Here is a 25,382-nt window from a genome sequence, read left to right as displayed (position 1 = left end):
GCCGGCGAACCGGCGGGCAATATGGGTATCAGGTCACGGCCGACCGGATGTTGAAACGAGCGTCCTGCCAGACGCCGCTTTGCATGACATCGGCCAGAATGTCGACGGCTGTCCAGACATCCGCATAGCCGGCATAGAGCGGGGTGAAGCCGAAACGCAGGATGTCCGGCGCGCGGAAATCACCGATCACACCGCGCTCGATCAGGGCCTGCATGATGGCGTAGCCGTGTTCGTGGGCGAAGGAGACCTGGGAGCCGCGCTCGCCGGCAGCACGAGGGCTGCGCAGTTCGAACCCGTCGAGTCGGTCCTCGACCTGCTCGATGAAAAGATCCCCCAGAGCCTGCGACTTGATCCGGATCTCCTGCATGTCGGCATCGAGCAGGATGTCGACGCCGCATTCCAGCGCCGCCATGCCGAGAATGGCCGGGGTCCCGCATTGGAAGCGGTCAATGCCCGCTGCCGGCTCGTAGCGGTCATCAAAGTCAAAGGGTCGGGCATGACCCAACCAGCCGGACAGGACCGGAAACACCCTGTCCTGATGGCGTTTGGCGACGAACAGGAAGGCCGGGGCGCCGGGCCCGCCATTGAGATATTTATAGCCACAACCCACCGCGAAATCGGCCTCGCAGTCATTCAGCGCCACCGGCATGGCTCCCGCGCTGTGGCTGAGATCCCAGATCACCGGGATGCCAAGTGCCTGGGCCCGGGCCGTCACAGCTTTCATGTCGTGTAATTGGCCGGACTTGTAATGGGTATGCGTGAGCAGAAGCGCCGCCACGTCGTCGGTCAGCGCCGCATCGATCGCGTCCCGCTCGACCAGGACCTGTCGGATACGCCCACCGGAGAGCGCCGCCAGGCCTTCCATCATATAGGCATCGGTCGGGAAATTGCCGGTCTCGGACAGGATCACGGACCGCTCAGGTGTCAATTGCAGACAGGCGCACAGGGCTTTGAAAATATTGACTGATGTCGATTCGCCAGCAATCACTTCGCCGGGTGCTGCGCCGATCAGTCTGGCGATTTTGTCGCCCAACCGTTTGGGAGCACTGATCCAGTCCCGCGTATTCCAGGCCCGGATGAGATCTTCACCCCATTCGCTTTGAACCACAGCCTCGACACGGCCAGACGTGGCCTTGGGCAGGGCACCCAGCGAGTTGCCGTCGAGGTAGATCACACTGTCGGGAAGGGCAAAGCGCTCGCGAAATCCCGCCAGCGGATCGGCGGTGTCGAGTCGGCGTGCATCATCCAGTGTCGTCATGGCAATTCTCTCAGTACGGCACGAAGCGGCGCAGCGTCTGCCCCGGCGATCTTGAGGGGCAGGGCGATGAGTTCGTAGTGGCCATCCGGGACACCGTCGAACACCAGCCCTTCGAGGATCCGCATGTCGTGCCGCTGCACGGCGTGATGGGCGTCCATGGTCTTGGATGTTTGCGGGTCGAGGGAGGCGGCATCGACACCGATCAGGCGGCAACCGGTCGCTGCAAGACGCTCGATCGTGTCGGCATGCAGGGCGCGGAAGTCCGGATCCCAGTCATCCGCTGGAAATTTCGCATAAGTGCGGACCAGAACGCGCGTGGCCCCATCAATTGCCGCCCAGTCCAGATCGGCGGGCTGCACGTGAGGGCCATTGCCGGACGCTGTTACCAGCCGGCAGGGTCCGACATAGAGCTCCAGCGGTGTTGACGCGATGTCATCGCCGGCCTGATCGTAATGGCTGGGCGCATCGGCATGGGCGCCGCTATGGGTGGACAGGGTCAGGCGGGAGACCTGGACCGGGCAATCAGGTCCGATGCTCCAGACCTCGTCACAGGCAAAGGCGGTGTCACCAGGCCAGACGGGCAGGTCCGGGCGGAGGGTTTGCGATATGTCCCACATTTTCGCCATGGCTCAGAGCGAGGTCCGGACGGTCCAGATCTCCGGGAAGAAGCGCAGATCCAGCGCTTTGACCAGATAGGACACGCCGCCCGTGCCACCCGTGCCTCGCCGGAAGCCGATGATCCGCTCGACCGTTTTCATGTGGTTGAAGCGCCATTGTTGGAATTTGTGCTCGAGATCGACCAGTTTTTCGCCCAGCTCATAGGCTTCCCAATGGGTCTCGCTGTCGCGGTAGATGGTCCGCCAGACATCTTCCACGGCGGCGCTGGCTTCATAGGACTGCGACCAGTCGCGCTCAAGGCGATCAGCGGGAATGTCATAGCCCTTGCGGGACAGCCAGCGCAGGGTCTCATCCCACAGGCTGGGGCGTTGCAGGGCGTCATTGACCATCTTGAATGCCGGCGGGTTGCTGGCATGAACACGGGCGAGGGCGGCATTCTTGTTACCGAGCCTGTATTCCAGGGTTCGGTATTGGAAGGACTGGAAGCCCGATGAGGCGCCGAGCTTGTCACGGAAGGCCAGATAGTCCGTCGGGGTCATCGTGGCGAGCACTTCCCAAGCCTGGGTCAATTGTTCCTGGATGCGGCTGACCCGGGCGAATTTCTTCAGCGCCGGGCCGGCATTGTCCTGTCGGAGATCCTCCAGCGCGGCGCCGGTCTCATGCAGGAGGAGCTTCATCCACAATTCGGCGACGTGGTGGATGACCACAAACAGCATTTCGTCATGCTCGTCGGTCAGCGGTGTTTGTGCGGCCAGGAGAACGTCCAGCGACAGGTATCCGCCATAGGACATCTCGTCCTTGAAGTCCCAGTGGATGTCCTCGCCGGACACGTCCACGCGGGACGAGAATGTCTCGCTCATCCTGTCACTCCCCGTTCTCCGGTCGTGAGCCGAGCGACTCACAATCACCGTCGTCGTTGGGTCGAGGTGTAGGGGTTAAGCGGGGCCACTGGCAACCGCGCCGGACGCTTGATGGCAAGCGCCGCCTTGCCTAGTTTTCGCCGCCAGCCTGCGGAGTGGATCATGGAAGCAGCCGTCGAACAGAGTGTCTGGGACGTCATCGGGCTTTACCTGCAACAGGGCTTTATCCACATCCTGCCGCGCGGCTTGGATCACATCCTGTTTGTGCTCGCCCTGTTTTTCGCCTCGACGCGCCTGAAATCACTGATCTGGCAGGTTTCCGCCTTCACCCTGGCCCATACACTGACGCTTGCGCTAGCCGTTCTGGGCTATGTCCATCTGGACCCGGCCATTGTCGAACCGATCATTGCGCTCTCCATCGCCTTTGTGGCCATCGAGAACCTGATCTTCAAGGACATGCCCCGCTGGCGTCCGGCGATCGTGTTTGCCTTCGGCCTGTTCCACGGGCTGGGCTTTGCCGGGGTGCTCAGCGATTACGGCCTGCCCCAGGACGCATTGATTGCGTCACTGCTCAGCTTCAATGTCGGGGTCGAGGCCGGGCAGCTGACTATCATTGCTGCCTGCTGGCTGGTCCTGCACCGCTTTGCCGAGGCCAGCTGGTATCCATGGCTGGTCCGGATCGCCTCGGGCATCATCGCACTGATGGCACTGTGGTGGGCGTTCGAGCGCGTCTTTTTCGGCGGCTAGACATGAAAAAGGCGGCCCCGGAACGGAGCCGCCTTCTCATTTGGTCAGTCAGTCGTCCTACCAGCCGCAATCGCGGGTGGCGTTCTGTTCTTCCAGATGCGTCATCAGCGGCTGGAAATAGGCGATGATGGCCGATCCATCCATTTCGCGGGTGCCGGTAAAGGCTTCCAGCGCGTCCGGCCAGGGCTGTGAGGCCCCCATTTCCATCATCGCGCTGAAGCGGGCGCCAACTTCCTCATTGCCGTAGATCGAGCAACGGTGCAGCGGACCTTCCCAGCCAGCCATCTCGCAAGCGGCCTCGTGGAACTGGAACTGCATGATGAAGCTCAGGAAGTAGCGCAGATAGGGCACATTGTTGGCGATGTGGTATTTCGAGCCCGGATCGAAGGCCGTCTCGCCACGTTCGACCGGCGGCACGATGCCCTGATAGCTTTCGCGCAACTCCCACCAGGCGTCATTGTAACTGTCCGGCTGGATTTCGCCACGCAGCACCCGCCAGCGCCACTGATCCATCATCACGGCGAAGGGCAGGAAGGCGATCTTGTCGAGCGCCGTATCCATCAGCAGGCCAAGGTCGGCCGAAGCATCCGGCACGTCCGCCTGGTCGAGCAAGCCGATCTGGACCAGATAATCTGGCGTCACCGACAGGGCGATAAAGTCGCCGATGGCTTCGTGGAAACCGTCATGCGCTCCGCCCTGGAACAGGAAGTCCTGCTGGTTGTAAGCGCGCTGGTAGAAGTTGTGGCCCAGCTCGTGGTGCACGGTGACGAAGTCATCGGCATTGACGCGGGTACACATCTTGATGCGCAGGTCATCGACGCTGTCGAGATTCCAGGCCGAGGCGTGGCAGGCGACCTGGCGGTCACGCGGCTGGGTGATGAGGGAACGCTCCCAGAAGGTGTCTGGCAGCTCTTCCATGCCCAGGGAGGTGAAGAAGGTCTCGGCGGTTTCGACCATGCGGATCTGGTCGTAATCGGCATCAACCAGCAGCTGGGTCAGGTCATAGGCAGGGCCGGCATCGCTGACCGAGGCCACATCGGCCAGGGCCGCCCAGGACTGGGCCCACATATTACCCAGCAGATCGGCCCGGATCGGACCCTCGGCAGCCTGGACCTCGTCGCCATAGAGGCCATTCAGCTCCGAGCGGACGGCACAATGGAGCTGCTCATAAAGCGGCTCGACCTGGCCCCAGAGGCGCTCGACTTCGGCCTCCATCTCGTCGGCCGGCATGTCGTAATTGGACAGCCACATCTCGGCGAGATCGGAGAAACCCAGATCGCGGGCGCCGGCATTGGCGATCTCGACCATTTCGGCATAGTCGGTCGACATCTGCTCGGGATTGTAGCTGTCACGCCAGCCAGCCCAGACATGGGACAGGAATTCCGGGTCGCGGCTGGTCCGCATGATGTTTTCCAGCTCGTTATGGTCGACCATCTCGCCGTCGATTTCCATCAGACCGGTCGAATAGGCCGAGCCCATCCGGGTCGTCAGCTCGGACAGGCGTGCCGCCGCGGCACTGTCTGACGGCGCCGGCAGTGTGATCCCGGCGCGCAGCACATTCATCTGCCGCGACATTTCGGTGGTCATCTCCAGCTCATTGAAGCGCGCGGTCTCGGTCGCCAGACGGACAGCCATCTCGGTGCCTTGAGTCGACATGCGCTCGAGCAGCCAGTTGGTGTCATAAGTGATGAAATTGTTCTGGACCCAGGCGGTGCGGGCGCCGAACTCGCTGAACTCACGCAATTCCGTCGTCGCATCGGCGAGGAATTGTTCGGCATCGGCCACCGTGACGGGTGAGGCGGTTGCAGGTGCAGCAGCTTGCGTGTCGGCAGCAGGCTCATTGGGGGCGCTACAGCCCGCAAGTACTGCCAGAAGGGCGCCGGAGGCGACCCCGGTCATCAAACGTTTCATGGTCATTCTCCCCGTCTGCCCACAGGGCAGGATTGGCTAACTGTCTCCATCCTGATGCGCTCGTCGTGCGCGTCAAGACGACATTGCGTGATTTCGTGCTGGTACCGCTCGCAATCAGGCCTTTTTCGCGGCCGCGGCGCGCATCACGCGTTCCATGCCATCAAGAAAGGACGAGCGGTCTTTCGGCCCGAAGGGTTTGGCGCCACTTGTGACCGCCCCGGTTTCCCGCAAGTCGGTCATCAGGTTACGGGTCGCCAGCGAGGCACCGATATTGTCCTGGGTCCAGAGCTTGCCGCGCGGATCAATGCCGATCGCGCCAGCCTTGATGCAGCGATCGGCGAGCGGAATGTCGGCGGTCACGAAGACGTCGCCAGCGCCGATATGGTCGGCGATCCAGTCATCGGCCGCATCCAGCTTTCCCTCGACGATGACCAGCCGCGCCCATTGTGAATTGGGGCGCCTCAGCCCGCCATCGCAGACGAAAAGCATCTCCGTCTGATGGCGCTCACCGACGCGGATGATTTCGTCTTTCACCGGGCAGGCATCGGCATCGACATAGATGGTCATCGGATCAAAGCTCGCTGACCAGGGCCAGCATGGCATCCAGATTGGCGGCACCCAGCTTGCGGCAGCGCTCCGGCGACCAGCCAAATTCGGGATCCGGCAGGTCGGCATTGTCCTTGAAGGGCATTTCCAGCGTCATCGCCAGGCATTTGAATTCATTGGCGAGATAATTGGTGCAAACTGACAGGTTAGCGGTGCCCGGCGCGTCGACATCATAGCCATGCTCGGTCTGGAAGTCCGGGCTGGCGAGGCAGAGCGCGTCCTTGTAACCGTCCAGCAAGGCCTGGCCGCGCTCATCGAAATTGGGAGCGCCTTCGCCGCCGGCAATGAAGTTGTAGGGCAGGGCCTCATCGCCATGAACATCGAGGGCGAGATCGATCCCGGTCTCGCGCATGCGGTTCAGGACATGGAAGACCTCGGGCGAGTTCTCGGGCGTCGCCTTGTCCCATTCACGGTTGAGATTGACGCCCTTTGCGTTGGTCCGCAGATGGCCGCGTTTTGAACCATCCGGATTCATGTTGGGCACGATGTGGAAGACCGCTTGTTCGCGCAGCTTGCGGGCCACCGGATCATCATCATCGAGCAGCCGGCCGAGAAAGCCTTCCATCCACCATTCGGCCATGGTCTCACCAGGGTGCTGGCGGGCGGTGACCCAGATCGTTCGCGTGGCACTGTCCTGCTCGCCGACCGTGAGGAGGTCCATGGTCTGCCCGTCCAGGGTTTCGCCGATAACCTCCAGCTCGACGGCATGGTGAAGCTGGGCCCAGGCGATCAGGTCCTGGTGTCGCTCCATCGAGAAGGGCGCGAAATAGGCAAACCAGACCGTGTCTGCTTCCGGCATGTGGTGGATGGTCAGCGTGCCATCGGCATACTCCGTATCAACACGGAACCAGGTCTCGCGGTCATAGGACGCGCAGGCCTGATAGTCCGGCCAGCCCTCCAGATAGGCCGCGCCACCGGCGTTCTCGATGGCCATGGAGAGTTGTTCGCCCATCGCGCCGGTGACCCGGAAATGGAACCATTGATAGAAGTCGGAGCCATTATCCTTGCGGATTTCAAGGCGAATACGGCCCGGATCGGCAGCGTCGAGGATCTCGATATTACCGCTGTCGAAGGCGTCGGTGATGTGCAAGGCCATGGGTCGCTCCGCATTGCTCGCTAAAGGGTGACTCGCTTGTGAAGCTGATAGACCATATCGCACGGCCAATCGATGGCGCGCCTGCGTGCGGTCTTGTTGACCGCGTTACCGGCAGGGGCCGGCTCAGGAGATTTTCACCATGATGATTTGGCTTTCACGCTTGGTCCGTTTCGGATTGCCGCTCTTCGTCTCGGCCATCTTTCTCGACTCGTTGCGCTACAAGTTCACCGACGCGCCGGAGACGCAGGAAATCTTCGGGCGGCTAGACGCTTGGGCAGCCAGCCTGGGTGCGCCGGGCCTGTTTGATTATACCGGCTTGTTCAGCCAATACGTTATTGGTTCGGCGGAACTCCTTGCGTCTGCTTTGCTTTTGATCGGTTTCATACCGGCATTCCAGCGGTTTCAGATTGCCGGTAGCGCGCTGGGACTGGCGATCATGAGCGGGGCAATCAGCTTCCATCTTTTCACCCCGCTGGGAATCGACCCGAATGCAGATGGCGGCGGCCTCTTCGTGGCGGCCTGCCTGGTGTGGCTGTCATGCCTGGCCCTGCTGGTGATCAAGCGTCAGGCGGCGTTGGTGCTGGGATGCGGCCTTTTGCGCGCTTTCATCCCCACCAGCCGATAGGCCAGCAGGGCGGAAAGAATGCCGCCATGGATCCAGGGGGCAAGCTGGAAGCCCTTCACCATGAAGCCATGGTGCAGGACGGCCAGGATGGCGAGCGGGTAGACCAGCCGGTGCAGACCCTGCCAGCGGCGAGCGCCCAGCCAGCGCTGGCAGCATTTGAAGGATGTTATCGCCAGCGGAAGCAGCAGGATGAAGGCACTCATGCCGAGCGTGATATAGATCCGGTCGGTCACATCCCGCCAAAGCGCAGCGAGGGCGCCGCTCGCGGTCCCGGCCTCGATGAATAGATCCAGCCCGAGATAGGCGAGGACGTGCAGCAGCGCATACCAGAAGGCGGCCAGGCCGATCCGCCGCCGCACCATCATGATCGGACCCCATCGGGTCAGATCGCGGATCGGCGTGATCGCCAGTGAAACCAGCAGGATGCGGATCGCTGTATCGCCGAGAAAGCGATGAGTGGTCTCGATCGGATTGAAGCCGAGCCCGTGCGCCTGCCCGTTGAGCAACATGCCCCATTGCCAGCCCAGCCACAGGACGGGCAGGGCGAGCAGCCAGAAGGCCAGGGGCTTCAGGAGATGGCGGCTGAAGGTGCGCAGAAGGGCATTGCGGGCCATGTTTGAGAACTCGCTTTGGCCTAATGGTTCTCGATGAGGTCCATGCCGGCATACATGTGCGCGACCTGCTCGGCATAGCCATTGAACATCTCAGTGTCGCGGCGGGCGAAAACATTGCCGCCAATCACCCGTTCCGAGCTCTGGCTCCAGCGCGGATGGGCCCGGTTTGGATTGACGTTGGAATAAAAGCCGTACTCGCGCGGCGCCGAGCGGTTCCAGCTGGTTTCCGGCTGCTCGCTGACGAAGCGGATTTTCGAGATCGACTTGATTGATTTGTAGCCATACTTCCATGGCACGACGAGGCGCACCGGCGCGCCGTTCTGGTTGGGCAGAACCTCGCCATAAAGACCGACCGCCAGGAAGGCGAGCTCGTTCATTGCCTCATCCATTCTCAACCCCTCAACATAGGGCCAGTCCAGCACCGGGAAGCGCGTGCCGCGCATCTCGTCACGGTCAAGATGGGTCTCGAACTGGACATAGCGGGCATCGGACGTCGGCTGGAAGGCCGCCAGGACACGCGAAAGCGGGACGCCGACCCAGGGAATGACCATCGACCAGGCCTCGACACAGCGCAGCCGGTAAATGCGCTCTTCCAGGGTTGAAAAGTCGACCACATCCTCCAGGGCAAAACGCCCGGTGCGGGCGGCATGCCCCTCAATCTCGATCGACCAGGGATTGGTGGTCAGGGCGGAGGCATAGCGGGCCGGGTCGTCCTTGCCGATGCCGAACTCGTAGAAATTATTGTAGCCGGTGACCGCCGGATAGGGGGTTTGCGGATCCGCGATCGTGTAGTCGGTGGCGCTGAAGTCCAGTGCTCCGCTGGCCGGGCGCTGTCCGGCGCCGGTCTGTCCGGCCGCCACTTGAGCTGACTGGGCCTCGCAGCCGGACAGCCCGGCAAGGGCCAGCGCACCGCCGCCTGCCATGATGGCGCGCCGGTCCAGATAGAGGCCTTTCGGCGTGACGTCGTCTTCCCGGCTCTGCCAGGGGCGGTTCTTGCGAATGAACATGGTGTCGTATCCGTGCCGTTTACCCGCCTGAACCTAGGGCATTTCGCGCCTGCGTCTTCCCCCTCAACGGTTTCGTGATGATTGCGGGAGAGCATGTTACCATCCGAGAGACTGCCAGGGAGGCCCCCATGTCACGTATGCTCCTGTCCTGCTTGTGTGTTTCCATCCTGTCGGCCAGCCCGGCCGGTGCCGATGGACCGATCCGCTGGCACAGTGAAAATGTTCAGATTCTAAAGGGCTTGAACTATGAACTTGGCCCTGAGGAACGCACCATCATCACTGTGGAACATGCTCATACATCCGACATCGGGGACCTGTTCCTGTTCACCGATTTTACGTTTGAGCCGGATGGCGACATCCAGGCCTATGGCGAGATCACGCCGCGCCTTTCGCTGTCACGCCTGACGGGGCGGGATTGGCGCGCGGGCGTTTTCAGCGATGTCTTGCTCGCTGCCAATTACGAGCGCGGTGAGGGCGGGGTCGAGCGCTACCTCGCAGGTGCCGCTATCGACCTCGACATTGAAGGGTTTCGGTTTGTGCGTGTGCACGCTTTCCTGCGGGATGATCCAAGTCGATCCGGGACCACAGGGCAGCTGTCGATTGCCTGGAACCGACCCTTTGAAATCGGCGGGGAAGCCTTTCTCGCTGAAGGATTTGCGGACCTGGCCGGGGCCGAGGGCAATGGCGTCGCAAATCAGTTATTGGTTCCCCGATTATTGTGGGATATAGGCGCGCACCACGGTGCCGCAGGCCGCGTTTATCTGGGTCTGGAATGGCAGTACTGGCACAACAAGTTCGGCGTGGACGGCGTCACTGAATCCGTACCCCAGATCCAATTGAAATGGGTGCTCCACTAGGGGCGCCAGGCAACCAGCTCTCAGAGGTTTTCCTTGCCCAGCCAACCCGGTCGCTCTTCCCTCAATGTCCGCAACGCCACGCTTGAGGACATTCCGCGCATCATCGCGCTGGTCGGCAAGGTCTATCCCTCGATGGACACTTACTCGGTGGCCATGCTGCAGGGCCAGATTTCCATCTTCACCGATGGCCAGGTCGTGGTCGAATATGATGGTGAGATTGTAGGCTATGCGGCCAGTTTCATCATCGACGGTGAGACGGCGCTGAAGCCGCACACCTGGGACTCGATCACCGGTGGGGGTTATGCCTCGCGCCACAATCCCAAGGGCACGTGGCTCTACGGGATGGAGGTCTGTGTCGATCCCGAGCGGCGTCGCCTGCGGATCGGTCAACGTCTTTACGATGCCCGCAAGGAATTGGCCGAGCGCTATGAACTGGAAGGCATTGTCTTTGGGGGACGGATGCCGAACTGGCAACGCAAGCGCAAGCAATTCCCGACGGCCAAAGCCTATCTCGATGCGGTGATGGCGCAGGAAGTTGCCGACCCGGTCATCCGTTTCCAGGCCCGCATGGGCTTTGAGCCGATCGGTGTGCTCAAGGGATATCTGCCGTCGGATACCGCATCGCGTGGCTGGGCCAGCCACATGGTCTGGCGCAATCCTTACGCGGTGGAACAGAAGCTCAGCGCCAATGCCCCGCCGGGGCACAAGGAAATGGTGCGTGTCGCCACGGTCCAGTTCCAGCAGCGCCGGGTCGAGAGCTTTGATGAGTTCATCAGCAATATCGAATATTTCGTTGATGTGACGTCGGACTATCGATGCGATTTCGTGGTCTTTCCCGAGCTGTTCACCCTGCAGCTCCTCGCGCTCGAGGAAACCCGCCTGACGCCGGCCCAGTCGATCGAGCGCCTGACCGAATACACGCCGCATTTCGTCGAAAAAATGCGTGAACTGGCGATCAGCTACAATATCAACATCATCGGTGGATCCCATCCGACGCGCACCGATGATGGTGACATTCAGAACGTCGCCTACGTCTTCCTGCGGGACGGCTCGGTTCATGCCCAGGAGAAGATCCACCCGACCCCGTCCGAGCGGCATTGGTGGAATATCCTGGGCGGCGACGAGATCATAACCATTCCCACCGATTGCGGTCCGATCGGGGTGCTGATCTGTTATGACAGCGAGTTCCCGGAACTGGCGCGCAAACTGGTGGATGCCGGTGCCAAGCTCCTGTTCGTGCCGTTTTGCACCGATAATCGCCAGGGCTATCTGCGGGTCCGGTATTGCGCCCAGGCTCGCGCCATCGAGAACCAGTGCTATGTCGTCATGTCCGGCAATGTCGGAAATCTGCCAGGCGTGGAAAACATGGACATCCAATACGCCCAGTCCTGCATCCTGACCCCGTGCGACTTCCGCTTTGCCCGCGATGGTGTTGCCGCGGAATGTACCGAGAATGTCGAGACTGTGGCCATCGCCGATCTTGACCTGACAGACCTGGACTGGGCCCGTCAGGAAGGCACGGTACGAAATCTGCGCGATCGCCGCTTCGACCTCTACAAGGTCGACTGGAAAGGGTGATGCCGGTCACCATAGGCGAGGCGGGGCTGAAGGACCTTGACCGGATCGACCGGATCGAGGCCGCCAGTTTTGACGCGGACCGTTTTGCCCGTCGAAACCTCTCCCGGATGCTGGCAGGGGGGCGGACCCGTTTCCTGCTGGCCGGGGATGTTGTCGGGGAGGGCGGTTATCTGGCCCTGAGTTTCAGGGCGGGCAGTCGGGTCGCGCGAATCTATTCGCTCGCGGTCGATCCGGCATCACGGCGCCAGGGAATAGCCGAGGCTTTGCTCGACGCGGCGAAGTCCCGGGCTGCAGCGCAGGGATGCCGCGTGCTCAGACTGGAAGTTCGCGCCACAAACAGCGCCGCCCGCAAACTTTATGACCGTCACGGATTTCGCTTGCATGACGAGCGAATTGCCTATTACGAGGACGGTGAAACAGCCTTGGTTCTGGAGGCCCCTCTGGAGGTGCCGGCCAGCCCTGTCATAGCGGAGCATGACCCATTGTGAGCGACTGGCTCATCCTCGTTGAATTTCCCAACGACCTCGCCCAACACGAGACCCCGCACAAGGTCTTGCGCATCCGTGACTACCTTGCCAATCCGGGGCTTTTTACCCAGCGGCGGCCAAATATTCTCAATCTGGCCCGCTCTTACGGCTATCAGACCCAAGGTTATTATGCGTCCTTGCTGGCCGAAGCCCGGGGGCACCGGATCGCGCCGGCGGCGCAGACCATGGTCGAGCTGTCGCGCAAATCCCTCTATGCTCAGGCCCTGCCCGAATTGAACGCGGCGCTGGCTCGCGCCCATGCAGACGGGGTATCAACGCCCGGCAGAATGACTGTCTCTTTCGGTCGTGTCGACCAGTCCGGGCTGGGCCGGTTCGGCAAGCTGCTGTTTGACTGGTTCCGCGTCCCGGTTCTGGAGGTCACCCTCTCGAAATCCGGACTGACCATTGATCGGATCCGCGCCTTGGCGCCCAACGCGCTCAAGGGCGAGGCGCGCGCCTTTTTTCTCGACGCAATGGCGCGCCACACCCAGCGTGGGTGGGCAGATCGCAAGGAAAGGGCGCCGGCCCGCTGGTCGCTGGCGGTCCTGACCGACCCCACCGAAGAGATGCCCCCGTCAAAACCGTCGTCACTCAAACGCCTCGCCTCGGTCGCGGCGCGGATGGGGGTCGAGGTCACCCCGATTGGCCCGAATGATCTCGCCAGCCTCGCCGAATACGACGCGCTGTTCATCCGGATGACTACGGCGATCGACAATGTCAGCTATCGTTTCGCCCGCCGCGCCGAGCAGGAGGGCATGCCGGTGATCGACGACACGGCGTCGATGATCCGCTGTACCAACAAGGTTTTCCTCAAGGAATTGCTGGAATTGGGCGGCGTTCCGGCGCCTAGGACTGAAATTATCGACGAAACCCAGTCGCTCGACGGCTTGATGGACCGGTTGGGGACGCCTGTGGTCCTCAAGGCGCCCGATGGCTCGTTTTCCCGCTCCGTACACAAGGTTGCCACCGAGACTGAATTGCGCGAGCGGGCGCGGCAATTATTCGATGATACGGCCCTGATCATCGCCCAGGAATATCTGCCCACCAGTTTCGACTGGCGTGTCGGCGTCCTCGATGGTGAGGCGCTGTTCGCCTGTCAGTACAAGATGGCAAAGGGGCACTGGCAGATCATCAAACATGTCGAGGGCGGCAAATCACGGGAAGGCGGATTTGCGAGCTTCGCTGTCGAAGATGCACCGAAGGCGGTGATCGAGACCGCGCTGGCCGCCGCCCGTCTCATCGGCCGCGGGCTCTACGGCATCGACCTGAAGGAAACCCCGGACGGTGTCTTCGTCATAGAGATCAACGACAATCCGAATCTGGAGAGTGATGTCGAGGGCCTGGTCCTGAAGGACGGTCTTTGGGAGGCGATCATCGGATGGTTTGCGCGCCGACTGGAGGCCCGGATGACAGACGGTCGATCCCGCCAGCCGCTCACCACCCCGGATGCGATGGATATCCGATAGCAGGGTCTGGAAAGGTCATCGCCGAACCTCGGGCCTGACTCAAGCCCAAGCCCGGGCCCGATCCGTCACCAATCCTTCAACGGGTAGTCGTCTCCGCCCGGTGGTGGCCATGGAAAGTCGGCTTCCTGGATTATCCGCGCGAAGTTTGGCGTCGATTCCAGGTCCCACATCGCGCCACACCGGCAGGTGGCGGTCATCCGGATCAGATCAGTAAGTGACCGGGGCAGGGCATCCAATTGAGCCGCCATCCGGTTTGCCGCGTCGCGCTCACCCAGGACCGCATGGAGTCGTAATTCATACGGGTTGATCCCGCCTTCGCTCGGCTCGCCCATCAGGGTGCGCGCTTCGATGGCCGCCTCACGGTCACCACCGCGGGCTTCGAAAAGGGCCGCATAGAAGCCGCGCACATAATCGGGCACCTGGAGGAAATTCATGTAAGCCTCAACGTCCTCACGGCGACCGGCCTGAAACAAGGCGTTGGCGGAACTCCACATCAGGTCAGTGTCGGTGGAGTCCAGTTGCAGGCCGGCAATGGCGGCCTCGTGCGCGAGGTCGTATTGCCCGGCATCATAGGCAATACTGGTGAGGACCAGCCAGTTGATCCGATTGAGCGGGTCGCATTGCGTCATGCGTTGCGCATAGGGAACAAAGTCTTCCGACCGCCCGGACAACATTGTGAGCTCCTGAAGCCAGGCGGAGTAGGGGCAACCCGTTGTCCGGCTAGCCTGGTCAATGATCGTCCGGGCACCGACCCAGCTCTCATTCATGAACAGACGGTCGACATCGATCATGGCGCGACGATTGGGATCCCTTGTCGAGTTTTTCGCCAGGTCCAGCAATCGGTTGTAATTGTCACGCGCCGTTGCAAGCGTGATCAGGGAGTCTTCCGTATTCTCCCTCTGGGCCCGTCCCATTTGATGGGCGTAATAATCAGCGTGTAGCTGGTGGGCGGCCGAGAAGCCGGGGGCCAGGCGCGTGACCTCCTCGAAAAGCGACAGCGCCGGCTCCAGGGCTTCAAGCGTGTCGGCCCGGTGATGGTGTGCGCTGATACTGATCTCGACGGCACGCTGGTACAGAATATAGGCCTCAACATCCTGTACCCCGAACTCGAGCATGCGGGCGCGCTGATCCTCGTCGAGCACGATGTCCAGCACGTCGGTGATGTTTTGCGCGATATCATCCTGGATCGCGAAAACATCCTCCATGGTCCGGTCATAGGTCTGGGACCACAGGTGGATATCGTCGGCCGCGCGGATGATCTGGGCGGTCACGCGGACCCGGTCACCGGATCGACGCACCGACCCTTCGACGATGTGGGCGACCCCCAGCTGAGCCGCGATCTCCGGTGCGGACGGGATATCGTCTCCGCGATACTGGAAGGCGGAGGTTCGAGAGGTCACCAACAGCTCGGGAACGGCGGCCAGATAATTGAGAATTTCCTCGGACAGCCCATCGGCGAAATACCGGTCCTCCGGGTCAGACGACATGGCGATGAAAGGCAGGACGGCAACCGAGAGGGGCGGAGGTTCCTCCGCTCCAGCATCGCCCGCATTTGCGCCGGCGACCTGGTTGTCTTCGTCGGCTGAGATTGTGGCCGGCACACTTTCCGGCTCCGCAAGTCCCGCAATCTGGTCCGGTCTCGGCTCCTGCGGCGTGTCCCGCGGCCACAACCAGCTGGTCAACACCAGAACGGCCACCAGTCCCAACCCGGCCAGAATGGCGATGTCGAGCGTCGTGCCGGTCGCCCGGCTCAGGGACTTGTCCGGATCGACCTGCTCGGTCGGCTTCAGGCCGGCCGGGGTGAGTTCGAACGCCCAGGCGATGAAGACGGCGACCGGCAAGCCGGCCAGCAACAGGACCAGCGCCAGACTGTCCGCCCAGCCCGGCAATCCGGCGGCATCGGAGATGACCGAAATGACCTGCATGACCAGCCAGCCAACGACCAGATAGGCCGCGGCAACGCGGAACACGTTGCGGCGGCGAAGCTCGCTCAGGAGTTGATTCATTGTGGATGCATTCCCCCTGGGTGGAGGCCTAGCACAGGTGTGCACGGTCTACGAGCAGTTTGGGAAAGGCGTGTCGGGTTGGAAAAAGGCCTGTCGGGAAAGGCCTGTCGGGAAAGGCCATGGCGGAGGGGGAGGGATTCGAACCCCCGGAACCTCGCGGTTCAACGGTTTTCAAGACCGCCGCAATCGACCACTCTGCCACCCCTCCGGTCGCTTCAATTAGACGCCTTGGCGCATGGTGCGCAACTGTCCAGATGCAGCTTACGCTCCTTTCACCATTCTGCGCTAAACAGGAAGCGGACTGAATTTCGGTATTGGAGTGCTTCAGGCATGCACATCTGGCGGTTTCTCTTTCTTGCGATGGCGGTGAGCCTGGTCGCGGCCTGTTCTTCGGGCCCCAGCAATCTGCGTCAGTATTCCGAGGGCCGCACAGTCAGCAATGGCGGATCGGGCTGGGCGCCGGCATCGACGCGATCGACCCGCGCATCCGGCGCGGTGAACGCCTCCGGCCTGATTGCGTCTTCCAGTGACCACCAAAAGGTTGGTCGCGCCTACACGGTCGCTGGCCGTACCTACCGACCACAGCGCAATGACGGTTATGACGAGACCGGTATTGCCTCGTGGTACGGGCCGAATTTTCACGGACGTCCCACGGCCAATGGTGAAACTTTTGACCAGCACGCCATGACGGCCGCCCACACAACCCTGCCCATTCCTTCGATTGTCGAGGTCACAAATCTGGAGAATGGCCGGTCCGTGATTGTGCGACTGAATGATCGTGGCCCGTTCGTCGACAATCGTCTGATCGACCTGAGTCGGGCGGCGGCGACCGAGCTCGACTATATCGGCTCAGGACTTGCCCATGTCCGTGTCCGATATCTCGGGCCAGCGCACGAGGACGGGTCACCGCCGAACCGGGTCTACCAGGCGAATGCCGATCCGACGCCGGCCCGGATTCCGGCTCCGGTACAGGTGGCCGAGACCCTTCCACCTGTCGCAGAGCCGATGCCCCAACCTATTGAGGTGGCCACCCCATCGCTCACCCGGTCTTCCGGCGGGGCACTGTCGGGGGAGTATTCACTCCAGCTGGGCGCTTTTTCGGATCAGGACAATGCCCGTCAATTCGCGCGACGTCTTGATGGGGCCGGAGATGTCTGGATCGAAGCCGGAAATTCCCAACGTGGGCAGGTCTGGCGCGTGTTCTTCGGTCGCTGGGCTGACCGGACGGCCGCCCAGTCAGCACGCACCTCGCTGGCTGATTGGGGCATCTATGAATCCCGGATCGTCGCCACCCGCTGAGCCGGATGGCTGCCGACATCGTGATTGTGGTGCTGGACGCCATCGTCTCGCCGCGCTTCAATGCTGATCTCGCCTCGAAGCAGTACCGATTCCGGCCAGGGAGCGTATCGACGTGCGCGTTTATCCAGCAATTGCCCTTCTATTATCGTTCGTGATCTGTACGCCAGGACTGGCGCAGACCACTTATCAGACCGATGCCAGCCATGCGGTCATCCTTGACGCCGAGACAGGTGAAGTCCTGTTTTCGCGCAATGCCGACGAGGCCATGCCGCCGGCGTCGATGAGCAAGATGATGACCGTGCTCATGCTGATCGAGGCGATTGAGGCCGGGTCCCTGTCGCTCGATGATGAATTGCCGGTGTCGGAATACGCCTGGCGGACCGGCGGGGCGGCGTCAGGTTCTTCGACCATGTTTCTTGAGGTCAATTCCCGGGCGCGGGTGGATGACCTGTTGCGCGGCATCATCATCCAGTCGGGCAATGATGCGTGCATCGTGGTGGCGGAAGCCATTGGCGGCAGTGAGGCGGCCTTTGCCGACATGATGACGGACCGGGCGCATGAACTCGGGCTCACCAGCGCCAGTTTCGCCAATTCTACCGGCTGGCCGCACCCGGACCACCGCATCAGCGCGCTCGATCTGGCACGGCTGGCGCGGATCCTGATCGAGGATCATCCCGATTATTACGACATCTGGTCGGAACGTGAATTCACCTATAACGGCATCCGCCAATACAATCGCAACCCGCTTCTGGGCGTTTTCAGCGGTGCCGACGGGTTGAAGACCGGCCACACGGAAGAAAGTGGCTATGGCCTCGTCGGCTCGGCCGAGCGTGACGGCGAACGTCGCATCATCGTTTTCAACGGCATGAGCTCGAACAATGATCGCGCCACCGAGGCAGAACGCATGATGCGCTCGGCCCTGAGCGATTACAGCCTGTACCGACTGTTTGAGGCCGGCGATCCGGTCGACCATCAAGCCGAAGTCTTCATGGGCGAAGCCCCGACAGTCGCCCTGCGCGTATCGTCGGATGTGACAGCCGGTCTCCACCGCCGGGCACGGCGCGATCTCAGCGTCTCCGTCAGTTATGACGGCCCGCTTGTGGCACCGGTCCAGGAAGGCGATGTGGTCGGAACCCTGACCGTTGAAGCGCCTGACTACGAGGCCCGGACCTATGATCTCGTCGCGGCTGAATCTGTCGCCGAGAAAGGGCTGATGGGCCGGATCGGGGCAGCGATCGCCCACATGCTGCGGGGCTGACGGCATGAAGCACGGCAAATTCATTACGCTGGAAGGCGGCGAGGGGGCCGGCAAGACGACCCTCATCCAGGGGCTGACCCATGCGCTGGCGGATCGTGACATCGACGTGGTCGTCACGCGAGAGCCGGGTGGAACGCCTGGCGCCGAGCTGTTGCGGGACCTGTTGCTGAACGGTGAAGTCGAGCGCTGGTCGTCCCGTACCGAGGCCCTGTTGATGTATGCCGCCCGCGTCGATCATGTCGAACGACGCATCAAACCGGCATTGTCGCGCGGCGCCTGGGTGCTGTGTGACCGGTTTGCCGATTCGACACGGGCCTATCAAGGCGTGGCCGGTGGGCTGGAGCCTGCTGAACTGGCTGACCTGCAGCGCTTTGCGCTGGGCGATTTCAGTGCCGACATGACCCTGATTGTCGACCTCGATCCGGAGATCGGCCTCAAGCGCACGCTGCAGCGTGGTGAGAAGATCACCCGTTTCGAGAAATTCGACACCAGCTATCACCGACGCCTGCGGCAGGCCTTCCTGGACATTGCTTCCGAGGATCCGGAGCGTTGCGTCGTTCTTGACGGGACGCAGTCACAAGCCGATGTGCTGGCTGCTGCTATTGCGGCGGTCGATGCCCGGTTGACCGTGGGGACATGAGTACTGACCCCGATACGGGTTCTGATGTCCAACCCGGATGCCTGCCTCCTCGCGAACGCTACGACCTGTTCGGGCACGAAGCCGCCGAGCGCGCCTTTGCCACGGCCTGGGACAGTGGCCGACTGCATCACGCCTGGATGATCACCGGCCCGCGCGGTGTCGGCAAGGCGTCCTTGGCCTGGCGGGCGGCACGGCGCGTGCTGGGTGCCCGCCCGATGCCGGAAGCCGGACCGCTCGGCACTTCAGCCGAGGACCCGGTGTGCAAGGTGATCGAGGCCCAGGCGACACCTGACCTGCTGGTGCTGCGTCGGCCCTGGGACGACAAGCGCAAGCGCTGGCGCGGTGAAATCACGGTCGAGGAAGCACGCCGAGCGCCTCATTTCTTCGAGATGAGCTCAGGCGGTGGCGGTTGGCGGGTCTGCATTGTCGATTGCGCCGATGACATGAACAACAATGCCGCCAACGCTTTGCTGAAAACCCTTGAGGAACCGCCCAAGCAAGGCGTGCTGTTTCTGGTGACGCATACACCCGGTCGTTTGCCGGCCACAATCCGTTCGCGATGTCGGCGGCTGGCCTTGCGCGCACCCGACATCGATGCAACGGCGGAATGGCTCGAGCAAACCGGTGGGGCTGCGGATACGGGAGCGGCGATGGCAGCGTCGCGCCTGGCCGGCGGAGCTCCCGGTCGCGCCCTGGCATTGATCGCCGGTGGCGGGGTCGAGCTCGCGGCTGACGTCAACTTGCTGGTCGATCGCGGCGCGGCGGCGAGCGATGCAGATATACGAAAGCTGGCAGAGCGCCTCAGCCTGAAAGGACAGGAGGAGATGCGCGACCTGTTCTATGAAGTGCTGGCCAATGCCATCCGGCTGCAGGCGAGAGATCGCGGCGAGGCCGGGCGCGACACCACGGCCTGGCTTGACTGCTGGCGCAACATCAACACGCTTGTCCGCGACGCCAATGGCCTCTACCTCGACCCCAAGCAGACGATTTTGAGCGCGCTCGGCCAGGTCCGGGACGTGGCACGCAGGGAAAAGGCCGGGGTCTGAGCATGTGGGTCGACAGTCACGTCAATCTTCACGGCGAGCAATTCGCCGAGGATCTCGATCAGGTCATCGACCGGGCTCGCGCGGCCGGCGTCGGCCGCATGATCACCATTTGTTGTCGACTGTCTGATTTCGATGATGTTTCCAGTATCGCAGAGCGGCATGACGACATCTGGTGCACAATCGGCGCGCACCCCCATCATGCCAAGGATCGGCCGGACATCACCGCCGACGAACTCATTGAAATCGCGCAGCATCCCAAAGTCGTCGGGATTGGTGAGACGGGTCTGGACTTCCATTACGGGTATTCGCCGCGTGACGAACAATTCCGCTCCTTGCTGGCCCATGTGGACGCTGCCCGGCGCACGGACCTGCCGCTGATCCTGCATACACGCGACGCCGATGACGCCATGGCAGATCTGCTTGAGGATGAGATGGGGAAGGGGGCCTTCCGGCCGCTCCTCCATTGCTATACAGGCGGTTCGGTGCTGGCCAGGCGGGCCTCGAAACTCGGCGCCTATTTCGCAGCGTCCGGCATTATTACCTTCAAGAAGGCTGAGGATGTCAGGGCTGTTTTCCGCGATGACGTGGCCGATGACCGGGTGATCGTCGAGACAGATTGCCCGTATCTGGCACCGGTTCCGCATCGGGGGCGTCGTTGCGAGCCGTCATTCCTGCCGGATGTTGCGCGTGGCCTTGCCGCAGTAAAAGGCTGGACCGACCAAGAGTGCGCCGACATCACGACGCAGAATTTTTTCCGCCTGTTTGACCGGGTCTCGCGCTCGTGACCGGTATCACACGCCTGACACTGTTGGGGACCGGATCCTCGGGCGGCGTGCCGCGGGCCAATGGCGATTGGGGTGATTGCGATCCGGCCAATCCGAAAAACCTGCGACGCCGGTGCTCGGCCTTGGTCGAACAGGCGCGGTCGCGCGATGACCTCGACGCCGGAGAGGCTGTCACGCGTGTTGTGATCGACACGTCACCCGATTTTCGCGAACAAATGCTCTCGGCGCGGGTAACCCGTATCGATACCGTTCTTCTGACCCATGATCATGCTGATCAAACCCACGGGATCGACGATTTGCGGGCCTTTGCCTATCAGCAACGTCAACGCATCCCGGTATGGATGGATACAGCGACGCGGGCCACGTTGACAGAGCGCTTCGGCTACACTTTCGCGGCACCGCCGGGATCCGGTTATCCACCCATTCTCGATCAATGTGCGATGCCGGCCTTCGGCTCGGACATCAAGATTGACGGGCCGGGCGGCAGTGTTGTCATCACACCGTTCGATCAAGAGCATGGGCGCATCCGCTCGGTCGGATTCAAGATCGGTGAAATCGCGTATTCCGCCGACATCAATGGTCTGCCGGATGACAGCGCGAGGATCCTGGACGGTGTGAAGTGCTGGGCCATAGACGCCTTGCGTCATGAGCCGCATCCAACCCATTTCCATGTCGAGGCCGCGCTCGAAGCGCTGGAACGTGTCGGTGCCGAATTCGGTGTCCTGACCAATCTCCACATCACGCTCGACCACGACCAGTTGTCGGCGAAACTCCCCGAAGGCGTGCGGGCCGGTTTCGATGGGCTGCAGATTGTGTCGTCCGGTGATGGCAGCGTGACACTGGTCGGCTGAATTCCGCGCTTATGGGGGTTGGTCGTGGGTGCGCCCACCTCAACCTTTTCCCACATTTTATTTCTCATAATATTTATTATGCGCGAATTTGATGCGGCCCCAGCCCAAAGCTCGACTCGCTCCCCTCCAAACGGTTTCAAGGAATGCTGTTTATTTTCAATAGGTTTTCCGCGCCTTCTGTATTGAAGCTTCATCTGGGTTTTAGTTCACGTGGTATGAGACGCCTGAATTTTCTTGCCGCTTTAAGTATCCGGACGTCGGGTCCCGAGCGGAAAATCGGACTATGGTCGCAGCGATTCTGTTTCACCGGATTTTCTGGAGCCGCCATGTCCGTCCCGTCCGAAAACGCCTCCCCGATCGATCGTCTTCGCGCGATCATGGCGAAGCTCCGCGATCCGGATGGCGGGTGTCCCTGGGATCTCGAACAGGACTTCCGCAGCATCGCGCCTTACACGATCGAGGAAGCCTATGAGGTCGCCGACGCGATCGAGCGCCAGCGCTTCGATGAGCTGAAGGATGAGCTCGGCGATCTTCTGCTCCAGGTGATCTTTCACAGCCGCATGGCGGAGGAAGACGGGCTGTTCGACTTCGATGACGTCGTCGAGGCGATCAATGACAAGATGATCCGACGGCATCCGCACGTGTTCGGCGACGCCTCAACGCGCGATGCAGAGACGCAGACAGTCGAATGGGAAGCCATCAAGGCGGCTGAGCGCAAGGCGTCAGACAAGGGTGAAAGCCTGCTGGACGACGTGCCGGTCGCCCTTCCGGCGCTCAAGCGCGCCCAGAAGCTTCAAAAACGCGCGGCGACCGTGGGGTTTGACTGGCCGACGGCGGACCGTGTGCTGGAAAAGGTCGATGAAGAACTGGCAGAAGTGCGCGAAGCCATGGCTCAGAATGATCCGGAAGCCATCGCAGAGGAAATCGGGGACCTGATTTTCGTGTGCACCAATCTCGGCCGCAAGATGAAAGTTGATGTCGAGGCCGCCACACGCAGTGCCAACACCAAGTTCGAGCGACGTTTCCGCCATATCGAGGTCAGTCTGGCCGCCAGGGGTGCCAGGCTGGACCAGACATCACTCGACGATATGGAAGCCTTGTGGAACGACGCCAAACAGATCGAAAAAGCTGGCCGTCAACGCGACTGATCAAAAATCGTCTTCATCCTCGACCTCACCGATCCCTTGCGGGATTGCGAGATCGGGAAATTGTGAGCGGAACCGGCCGGCCTCGACGGGATGCAGTCGGACCTGGATCGTTGTTGCACCGGTCGCCGGATCGATCTCGCTGTCCAGGACATCGCCGTGTGCATGCAGCCAGGCCAAAGCGCGGGCATCCTGCGGCGGGACGATGATTTGCAGGCGCTCATTCTCGCTCGACAGGGTCCGTTCAATGGCATCGATGAGGCTATCAACGCCCTGCCCGGTTACCGCTGAGACTGCCAGTTTGACCGGCTTGCCGGCCTTGAGGTTTGCCATCTGGATGGTGATGGCGAGATCTTCCGTGCTTTCATCGTCCAGGCGATCAGACTTGTTCCAGGCCTCAAGCATGGCCTGGTCATGGGCAGGCCCCGCTTCGATCGCATCGAGCACGCTTTCAACATCCTGGATGCGTCCTTCCCGGTCCGGATCCGAAGCATCGATGATGTGGACCAGCAGATCGGCCTCGCGGACCTCTTCCAGGGTGGCCCGGAAGGCGGCAATCAGCTCGGTTGGCAGGTCGGTGATGAAACCGACGGTGTCCGACAGCAAAATCCGTGTGCCGCCGGGCAGGTCGACCGCCCTCACCGTTGGATCAAGGGTCGCGAACGGCATGTCCTGCGCGAACACGCCTGCACCGGTCAACTTATTGAAAAGCGTAGATTTTCCAGCATTTGTATAGCCAACAAGCGCGACGGTCGGGAATGGCACATCCTGGCGCTGGGAGCGATGCAGGGCGCGCGTGCGGCGCACTTCATCAAGCTGACGGCGCAGCTTGGCCATTTTCTCGTTGAGCAGGCGGCGATCGGTCTCGATCTGGGTTTCGCCCGGACCGGCCAGAAAGCCGCGACCACCGCGCTGACGCTCCAGGTGGGTCCAGGTACGCACCAGACGCGATCGCTCATAGGCGAGCCGGGCGAGTTCGACCTGAAGAACGCCTTCCTTGGTACGCGCCCGCTGGCCGAAGATTTCCAGGATCAGGCCGGTGCGATCGATGACCTTCACATTCCAGGCATTTTCCAGATTGCGTTGCTGGATCGGCGACAGGTTGGTGTCGATGACAGCGACATTCGCCTCCAGCTCGCCGATCATCGCGCCGAGCTCGTCCAGTTTGCCACGCCCGAAATAGCGGCCACTGTCTATCTTGCGGGTTTGCAATATGAAGGCGGCCCCGACTTCTAGGTCGAGGGCTTCGGCCAATCCGTACGCTTCTTCGAGACGCGCTTCGGCGCGGCCCAGCTCGGCGCGGCTGGCAGGATGAATGACAAGGGCGCGCGATACCGGCGCCTCGCGCTCAATCAATCGGTGGCGCTCTCTTCAGCTGCGTCGTCATCCGCCTTGTCATCTTCGAACAGCGACACTGGCGCGGCCGGCATGATGGTCGAGATGGCGTGCTTGTAGACAAGCTGGGACAGCCCGTCACGGCGCAGCAGGACACAGAAATTGTCGAACCAGGTGACAACGCCCTGCAGCTTGACCCCGTTGACGAGAAAAATGGTCAGGGGCGTCTTCGTTTTACGCACAGAGTTCAGGAAGACATCCTGGAGATTTTGTTTTTTATCGTGCGACATGTTGGCTCCGCATGCGTCGCTTTGATCAGCGATTCGTTGCTAGGGTATACAGGCCCGACCGCACCCTGCAACCTCTTCATTTTGCGTGGGAAGCTGGCCGGGTCCTCAGGATTGGTCGAGGTAGGCCTGGCGCAATGCCGTCGCCAGTGAACCGGGGCGGCCATTGGCAATCGTGTGATGGTCGATGGAAACGACCGGTGTCACGAATGACGTGGCCGAAGTGAGAAAGGCCTCGCGGGCGTCACACGCTTCTGCAGGGGTGAAGGGACGCTCCTCGATTTCCAGGTCAAGCAATTGGGAACACTGAAATATTCTGGCCCGGGTGATGCCGTGGAGAATGTGGTTATCGGCCGGTCTAGTAACCAGTTTTCCAGCCTTGGTGACGATCCAGGCATTGGTTGAACTGCCCTCGGTGACATGACCATCGGCATCGACGAGCCAGGCTTCCGTGGCGCCCGCTTCCTGGGCGGCCTGCTTGGCGAGGACATTGGGCAACAGGTTGACAGTTTTGATGTCACAGCGTGCCCATCGCTGATCGGGCACGGTGATTACGGCAATACCGGCCTCGGCCCGGGCATCGGCCGCGGCAAAATCGAGCCGTTTGCAGGTCAGCACGATGGTCGGAGTCGTGGCGGTCCTGGGGAAGGCATGGTCCCGCCTCGCCTGCCCGCGAGAAACCTGGAGATAGACGAGGCCGTTGCGGACACGATTGCGGCGCAGGAGTTCGGCAATGATCTGTTCCAGGGCGGCCCGGGTTCGGGGTGATGGTATCCGCAACTCGCCCAGCGACCGTTGCAAGCGCTGGAAATGCCCGTCCGCATCCAGCAGCTGGCCATTGCGCACACTCCAGACCTCATAGACGGCATCGGCAAATTGGAAACCGCGATCCTCGATATGGATGGCCGCTTCCGAATGCCGATGAAACCTCCCATTTACATAGGCATAGCGCATGAAGTT

Annotated in this window: 26 protein-coding genes and 1 tRNA gene; 14 read left to right on the top strand and 13 right to left on the bottom strand. The window is 61.7% G+C overall.

The annotated features are described in order from the left end of the window. Positions 1 to 28: 28 nt before the first annotated feature. From kynU to kynA, 3 genes are read right to left on the bottom strand one after another with little or no spacing between them, the layout of a single operon-like run. Positions 29 to 1,258: a kynureninase gene (kynU, locus tag MMAR10_RS07630; protein ID WP_011643410.1), complete on the bottom strand. Its 1,230-nt coding sequence runs from the start codon at positions 1,256 to 1,258 to the stop codon at positions 29 to 31. Then, a complete protein-coding gene (kynB, locus tag MMAR10_RS07625) occupies positions 1,255 to 1,884 on the bottom strand; it encodes an arylformamidase (RefSeq protein WP_011643409.1) in 630 nt (209 codons plus the stop codon). The genes kynU and kynB overlap by 4 nt, the downstream gene beginning before the upstream one ends. Positions 1,885 to 1,887: 3 nt before the next feature. Continuing rightward, the gene (gene kynA, locus MMAR10_RS07620) at positions 1,888 to 2,736 is read right to left on the bottom strand and encodes a tryptophan 2,3-dioxygenase (protein ID WP_011643408.1); all 849 of its coding nucleotides are present in this window, start codon (positions 2,734 to 2,736) and stop codon (positions 1,888 to 1,890) included. Positions 2,737 to 2,898: 162 nt separating this feature from the next. Here kynA and MMAR10_RS07615 point away from each other — a divergent pair, with 162 nt between their 5' ends. Next, positions 2,899 to 3,483, top strand: a complete 585-nt coding sequence (locus tag MMAR10_RS07615; RefSeq protein ID WP_233353881.1) for a HupE/UreJ family protein — start codon at positions 2,899 to 2,901, stop codon at positions 3,481 to 3,483. 57 nt (positions 3,484 to 3,540) lie between these two features. Here MMAR10_RS07615 and MMAR10_RS07610 read toward each other — a convergent pair whose 3' ends face one another. The 3 genes from MMAR10_RS07610 to MMAR10_RS07600 form a co-directional block, all read right to left on the bottom strand. Beyond that, on the bottom strand, positions 3,541 to 5,394 hold the full coding sequence (locus tag MMAR10_RS07610) for a M2 family metallopeptidase (protein ID WP_011643406.1): 1,854 nt from the start codon (positions 5,392 to 5,394) through the stop codon (positions 3,541 to 3,543). A gap of 114 nt (positions 5,395 to 5,508) precedes the next feature. After that, positions 5,509 to 5,961, bottom strand: a complete 453-nt coding sequence (locus MMAR10_RS07605) for a YaiI/YqxD family protein (RefSeq protein ID WP_011643405.1) — start codon at positions 5,959 to 5,961, stop codon at positions 5,509 to 5,511. Positions 5,962 to 5,965: 4 nt separating this feature from the next. Further along, positions 5,966 to 7,090, bottom strand: coding sequence for a M14 family metallopeptidase (locus tag MMAR10_RS07600; RefSeq protein WP_041637424.1), 1,125 nt, complete (start codon positions 7,088 to 7,090; stop codon positions 5,966 to 5,968). 145 nt (positions 7,091 to 7,235) lie between these two features. Between MMAR10_RS07600 and MMAR10_RS07595 the strand changes: the two genes are divergently transcribed. Beyond that, the gene (locus tag MMAR10_RS07595) at positions 7,236 to 7,721 is read left to right on the top strand and encodes a hypothetical protein (RefSeq protein ID WP_011643403.1); all 486 of its coding nucleotides are present in this window, start codon (positions 7,236 to 7,238) and stop codon (positions 7,719 to 7,721) included. Here MMAR10_RS07595 and MMAR10_RS07590 read toward each other — a convergent pair. Next, positions 7,661 to 8,335, bottom strand: a complete 675-nt coding sequence (locus tag MMAR10_RS07590) for a sulfite oxidase heme-binding subunit YedZ (protein ID WP_011643402.1) — start codon at positions 8,333 to 8,335, stop codon at positions 7,661 to 7,663. The genes MMAR10_RS07595 and MMAR10_RS07590 overlap by 61 nt on opposite strands. Positions 8,336 to 8,355: 20 nt before the next feature. After that, positions 8,356 to 9,342, bottom strand: a complete 987-nt coding sequence (msrP, locus tag MMAR10_RS07585) for a protein-methionine-sulfoxide reductase catalytic subunit MsrP (RefSeq protein ID WP_011643401.1) — start codon at positions 9,340 to 9,342, stop codon at positions 8,356 to 8,358. A gap of 128 nt (positions 9,343 to 9,470) precedes the next feature. Between msrP and MMAR10_RS07580 the strand changes: the two genes are divergently transcribed. Genes MMAR10_RS07580 through MMAR10_RS07565 form a run of 4 tightly spaced genes read left to right on the top strand, consistent with a single transcriptional unit; the run spans position 9,471 to position 13,770 of the window. Next, positions 9,471 to 10,199 (top strand): hypothetical protein, encoded by a 729-nt coding sequence (locus tag MMAR10_RS07580; RefSeq protein WP_011643400.1) that lies wholly within the window; start codon positions 9,471 to 9,473, stop codon positions 10,197 to 10,199. Positions 10,200 to 10,232: 33 nt separating this feature from the next. Then, a complete protein-coding gene (locus MMAR10_RS07575) occupies positions 10,233 to 11,777 on the top strand; it encodes a bifunctional GNAT family N-acetyltransferase/carbon-nitrogen hydrolase family protein (RefSeq protein WP_011643399.1) in 1,545 nt (514 codons plus the stop codon). Beyond that, complete coding sequence (locus MMAR10_RS07570; RefSeq protein WP_011643398.1) at positions 11,777 to 12,265, top strand: GNAT family N-acetyltransferase; 489 nt, start codon at positions 11,777 to 11,779, stop codon at positions 12,263 to 12,265. The genes MMAR10_RS07575 and MMAR10_RS07570 overlap by 1 nt, the downstream gene beginning before the upstream one ends. After that, positions 12,262 to 13,770 carry a RimK family protein gene (locus tag MMAR10_RS07565; protein WP_011643397.1) on the top strand — a complete coding sequence of 503 codons (1,509 nt, stop codon included), beginning with the start codon at positions 12,262 to 12,264 and terminating at the stop codon, positions 13,768 to 13,770. The genes MMAR10_RS07570 and MMAR10_RS07565 overlap by 4 nt, the downstream gene beginning before the upstream one ends. Positions 13,771 to 13,835: 65 nt before the next feature. Here the strand turns inward: MMAR10_RS07565 and MMAR10_RS16150 are convergent, their stop codons facing one another. Together MMAR10_RS16150 and MMAR10_RS07555 are read right to left on the bottom strand one after the other, a co-directional pair. Further along, positions 13,836 to 15,776 carry a hypothetical protein gene (locus tag MMAR10_RS16150; protein ID WP_011643396.1) on the bottom strand — a complete coding sequence of 647 codons (1,941 nt, stop codon included), beginning with the start codon at positions 15,774 to 15,776 and terminating at the stop codon, positions 13,836 to 13,838. A 120-nt stretch (positions 15,777 to 15,896) separates the two neighbouring features. Further along, positions 15,897 to 15,984 (bottom strand) — tRNA-Ser (locus MMAR10_RS07555). Positions 15,985 to 16,106: 122 nt separating this feature from the next. On the opposite strand from MMAR10_RS07555, the gene MMAR10_RS07550 reads away from it, so the two are divergent. The 8 genes from MMAR10_RS07550 (at position 16,107) to mazG (ending at position 22,803) form a co-directional block, all read left to right on the top strand. Continuing rightward, on the top strand, positions 16,107 to 17,075 hold the full coding sequence (locus MMAR10_RS07550; protein WP_011643395.1) for a septal ring lytic transglycosylase RlpA family protein: 969 nt from the start codon (positions 16,107 to 16,109) through the stop codon (positions 17,073 to 17,075). 5 nt (positions 17,076 to 17,080) lie between these two features. Next, on the top strand, positions 17,081 to 17,230 hold the full coding sequence (locus MMAR10_RS17045) for a hypothetical protein (RefSeq protein ID WP_190273964.1): 150 nt from the start codon (positions 17,081 to 17,083) through the stop codon (positions 17,228 to 17,230). After that, positions 17,227 to 18,333, top strand: a complete 1,107-nt coding sequence (locus MMAR10_RS07545; protein WP_233353880.1) for a D-alanyl-D-alanine carboxypeptidase family protein — start codon at positions 17,227 to 17,229, stop codon at positions 18,331 to 18,333. Before MMAR10_RS17045 ends, MMAR10_RS07545 begins: the two co-directional genes overlap by 4 nt. A gap of 4 nt (positions 18,334 to 18,337) precedes the next feature. Continuing rightward, positions 18,338 to 18,973, top strand: coding sequence for a dTMP kinase (gene tmk, locus MMAR10_RS07540; protein ID WP_011643393.1), 636 nt, complete (start codon positions 18,338 to 18,340; stop codon positions 18,971 to 18,973). Then, positions 18,970 to 20,019 (top strand): DNA polymerase III subunit delta', encoded by a 1,050-nt coding sequence (locus MMAR10_RS07535; RefSeq protein ID WP_011643392.1) that lies wholly within the window; start codon positions 18,970 to 18,972, stop codon positions 20,017 to 20,019. The genes tmk and MMAR10_RS07535 overlap by 4 nt, the downstream gene beginning before the upstream one ends. 2 nt (positions 20,020 to 20,021) lie before the next feature. Continuing rightward, positions 20,022 to 20,804 (top strand): TatD family hydrolase, encoded by a 783-nt coding sequence (locus MMAR10_RS07530; protein WP_011643391.1) that lies wholly within the window; start codon positions 20,022 to 20,024, stop codon positions 20,802 to 20,804. Continuing rightward, a complete protein-coding gene (locus MMAR10_RS07525) occupies positions 20,801 to 21,655 on the top strand; it encodes an MBL fold metallo-hydrolase (RefSeq protein WP_011643390.1) in 855 nt (284 codons plus the stop codon). Before MMAR10_RS07530 ends, MMAR10_RS07525 begins: the two co-directional genes overlap by 4 nt. Positions 21,656 to 21,981: 326 nt before the next feature. Beyond that, positions 21,982 to 22,803, top strand: a complete 822-nt coding sequence (mazG, locus tag MMAR10_RS07520; RefSeq protein WP_011643389.1) for a nucleoside triphosphate pyrophosphohydrolase — start codon at positions 21,982 to 21,984, stop codon at positions 22,801 to 22,803. Here mazG and hflX read toward each other — a convergent pair whose 3' ends face one another. From hflX to MMAR10_RS07505, 3 genes are all read right to left on the bottom strand, one after another. Further along, positions 22,804 to 24,156 (bottom strand): GTPase HflX, encoded by a 1,353-nt coding sequence (gene hflX / locus MMAR10_RS07515; RefSeq protein WP_011643388.1) that lies wholly within the window; start codon positions 24,154 to 24,156, stop codon positions 22,804 to 22,806. Beyond that, entirely contained in the window at positions 24,153 to 24,425 is a 273-nt protein-coding gene (hfq, locus tag MMAR10_RS07510) for an RNA chaperone Hfq (protein ID WP_011643387.1), read from the bottom strand. The genes hflX and hfq overlap by 4 nt, the downstream gene beginning before the upstream one ends. Positions 24,426 to 24,530: 105 nt before the next feature. Next, a complete protein-coding gene (locus tag MMAR10_RS07505) occupies positions 24,531 to 25,376 on the bottom strand; it encodes a D-amino-acid transaminase (protein ID WP_011643386.1) in 846 nt (281 codons plus the stop codon). Positions 25,377 to 25,382 lie beyond the last annotated feature (6 nt).

The organism is Maricaulis maris MCS10, assembly GCF_000014745.1.
Classification (GTDB): domain Bacteria; phylum Pseudomonadota; class Alphaproteobacteria; order Caulobacterales; family Maricaulaceae; genus Maricaulis; species Maricaulis maris_A.
This window is presented reverse-complemented; position numbering and strand designations above follow the sequence as displayed.

Excerpts from the sequence above, each read along its gene's own strand:
- MMAR10_RS07570 (WP_011643398.1), top strand. The coding sequence starts at position 11,777 with ATGCCGGTCACCATAGGCGAGGCGGGGCTGAAGGACCTTGACCGGATC.
- mazG (WP_011643389.1), top strand. The coding sequence starts at position 21,982 with ATGTCCGTCCCGTCCGAAAACGCCTCCCCGATCGATCGTCTTCGCGCG.
- MMAR10_RS07530 (WP_011643391.1), top strand. The coding sequence starts at position 20,022 with ATGTGGGTCGACAGTCACGTCAATCTTCACGGCGAGCAATTCGCCGAG.
- MMAR10_RS07550 (WP_011643395.1), top strand. The coding sequence starts at position 16,107 with ATGCACATCTGGCGGTTTCTCTTTCTTGCGATGGCGGTGAGCCTGGTC.
- MMAR10_RS07505 (WP_011643386.1), bottom strand. The coding sequence starts at position 25,376 with ATGCGCTATGCCTATGTAAATGGGAGGTTTCATCGGCATTCGGAAGCG.
- MMAR10_RS17045 (WP_190273964.1), top strand. The coding sequence starts at position 17,081 with ATGGCTGCCGACATCGTGATTGTGGTGCTGGACGCCATCGTCTCGCCG.
- MMAR10_RS07615 (WP_233353881.1), top strand. The coding sequence starts at position 2,899 with ATGGAAGCAGCCGTCGAACAGAGTGTCTGGGACGTCATCGGGCTTTAC.
- kynB (WP_011643409.1), bottom strand. The coding sequence starts at position 1,884 with ATGGCGAAAATGTGGGACATATCGCAAACCCTCCGCCCGGACCTGCCC.
- msrP (WP_011643401.1), bottom strand. The coding sequence starts at position 9,342 with ATGTTCATTCGCAAGAACCGCCCCTGGCAGAGCCGGGAAGACGACGTC.
- MMAR10_RS07590 (WP_011643402.1), bottom strand. The coding sequence starts at position 8,335 with ATGGCCCGCAATGCCCTTCTGCGCACCTTCAGCCGCCATCTCCTGAAG.
- MMAR10_RS07610 (WP_011643406.1), bottom strand. The coding sequence starts at position 5,394 with ATGAAACGTTTGATGACCGGGGTCGCCTCCGGCGCCCTTCTGGCAGTA.
- MMAR10_RS07605 (WP_011643405.1), bottom strand. The coding sequence starts at position 5,961 with ATGACCATCTATGTCGATGCCGATGCCTGCCCGGTGAAAGACGAAATC.
- MMAR10_RS07580 (WP_011643400.1), top strand. The coding sequence starts at position 9,471 with ATGTCACGTATGCTCCTGTCCTGCTTGTGTGTTTCCATCCTGTCGGCC.
- hfq (WP_011643387.1), bottom strand. The coding sequence starts at position 24,425 with ATGTCGCACGATAAAAAACAAAATCTCCAGGATGTCTTCCTGAACTCT.
- MMAR10_RS16150 (WP_011643396.1), bottom strand. The coding sequence starts at position 15,776 with ATGAATCAACTCCTGAGCGAGCTTCGCCGCCGCAACGTGTTCCGCGTT.
- kynA (WP_011643408.1), bottom strand. The coding sequence starts at position 2,736 with ATGAGCGAGACATTCTCGTCCCGCGTGGACGTGTCCGGCGAGGACATC.
- kynU (WP_011643410.1), bottom strand. The coding sequence starts at position 1,258 with ATGACGACACTGGATGATGCACGCCGACTCGACACCGCCGATCCGCTG.
- MMAR10_RS07595 (WP_011643403.1), top strand. The coding sequence starts at position 7,236 with ATGATGATTTGGCTTTCACGCTTGGTCCGTTTCGGATTGCCGCTCTTC.
- tmk (WP_011643393.1), top strand. The coding sequence starts at position 18,338 with ATGAAGCACGGCAAATTCATTACGCTGGAAGGCGGCGAGGGGGCCGGC.
- MMAR10_RS07535 (WP_011643392.1), top strand. The coding sequence starts at position 18,970 with ATGAGTACTGACCCCGATACGGGTTCTGATGTCCAACCCGGATGCCTG.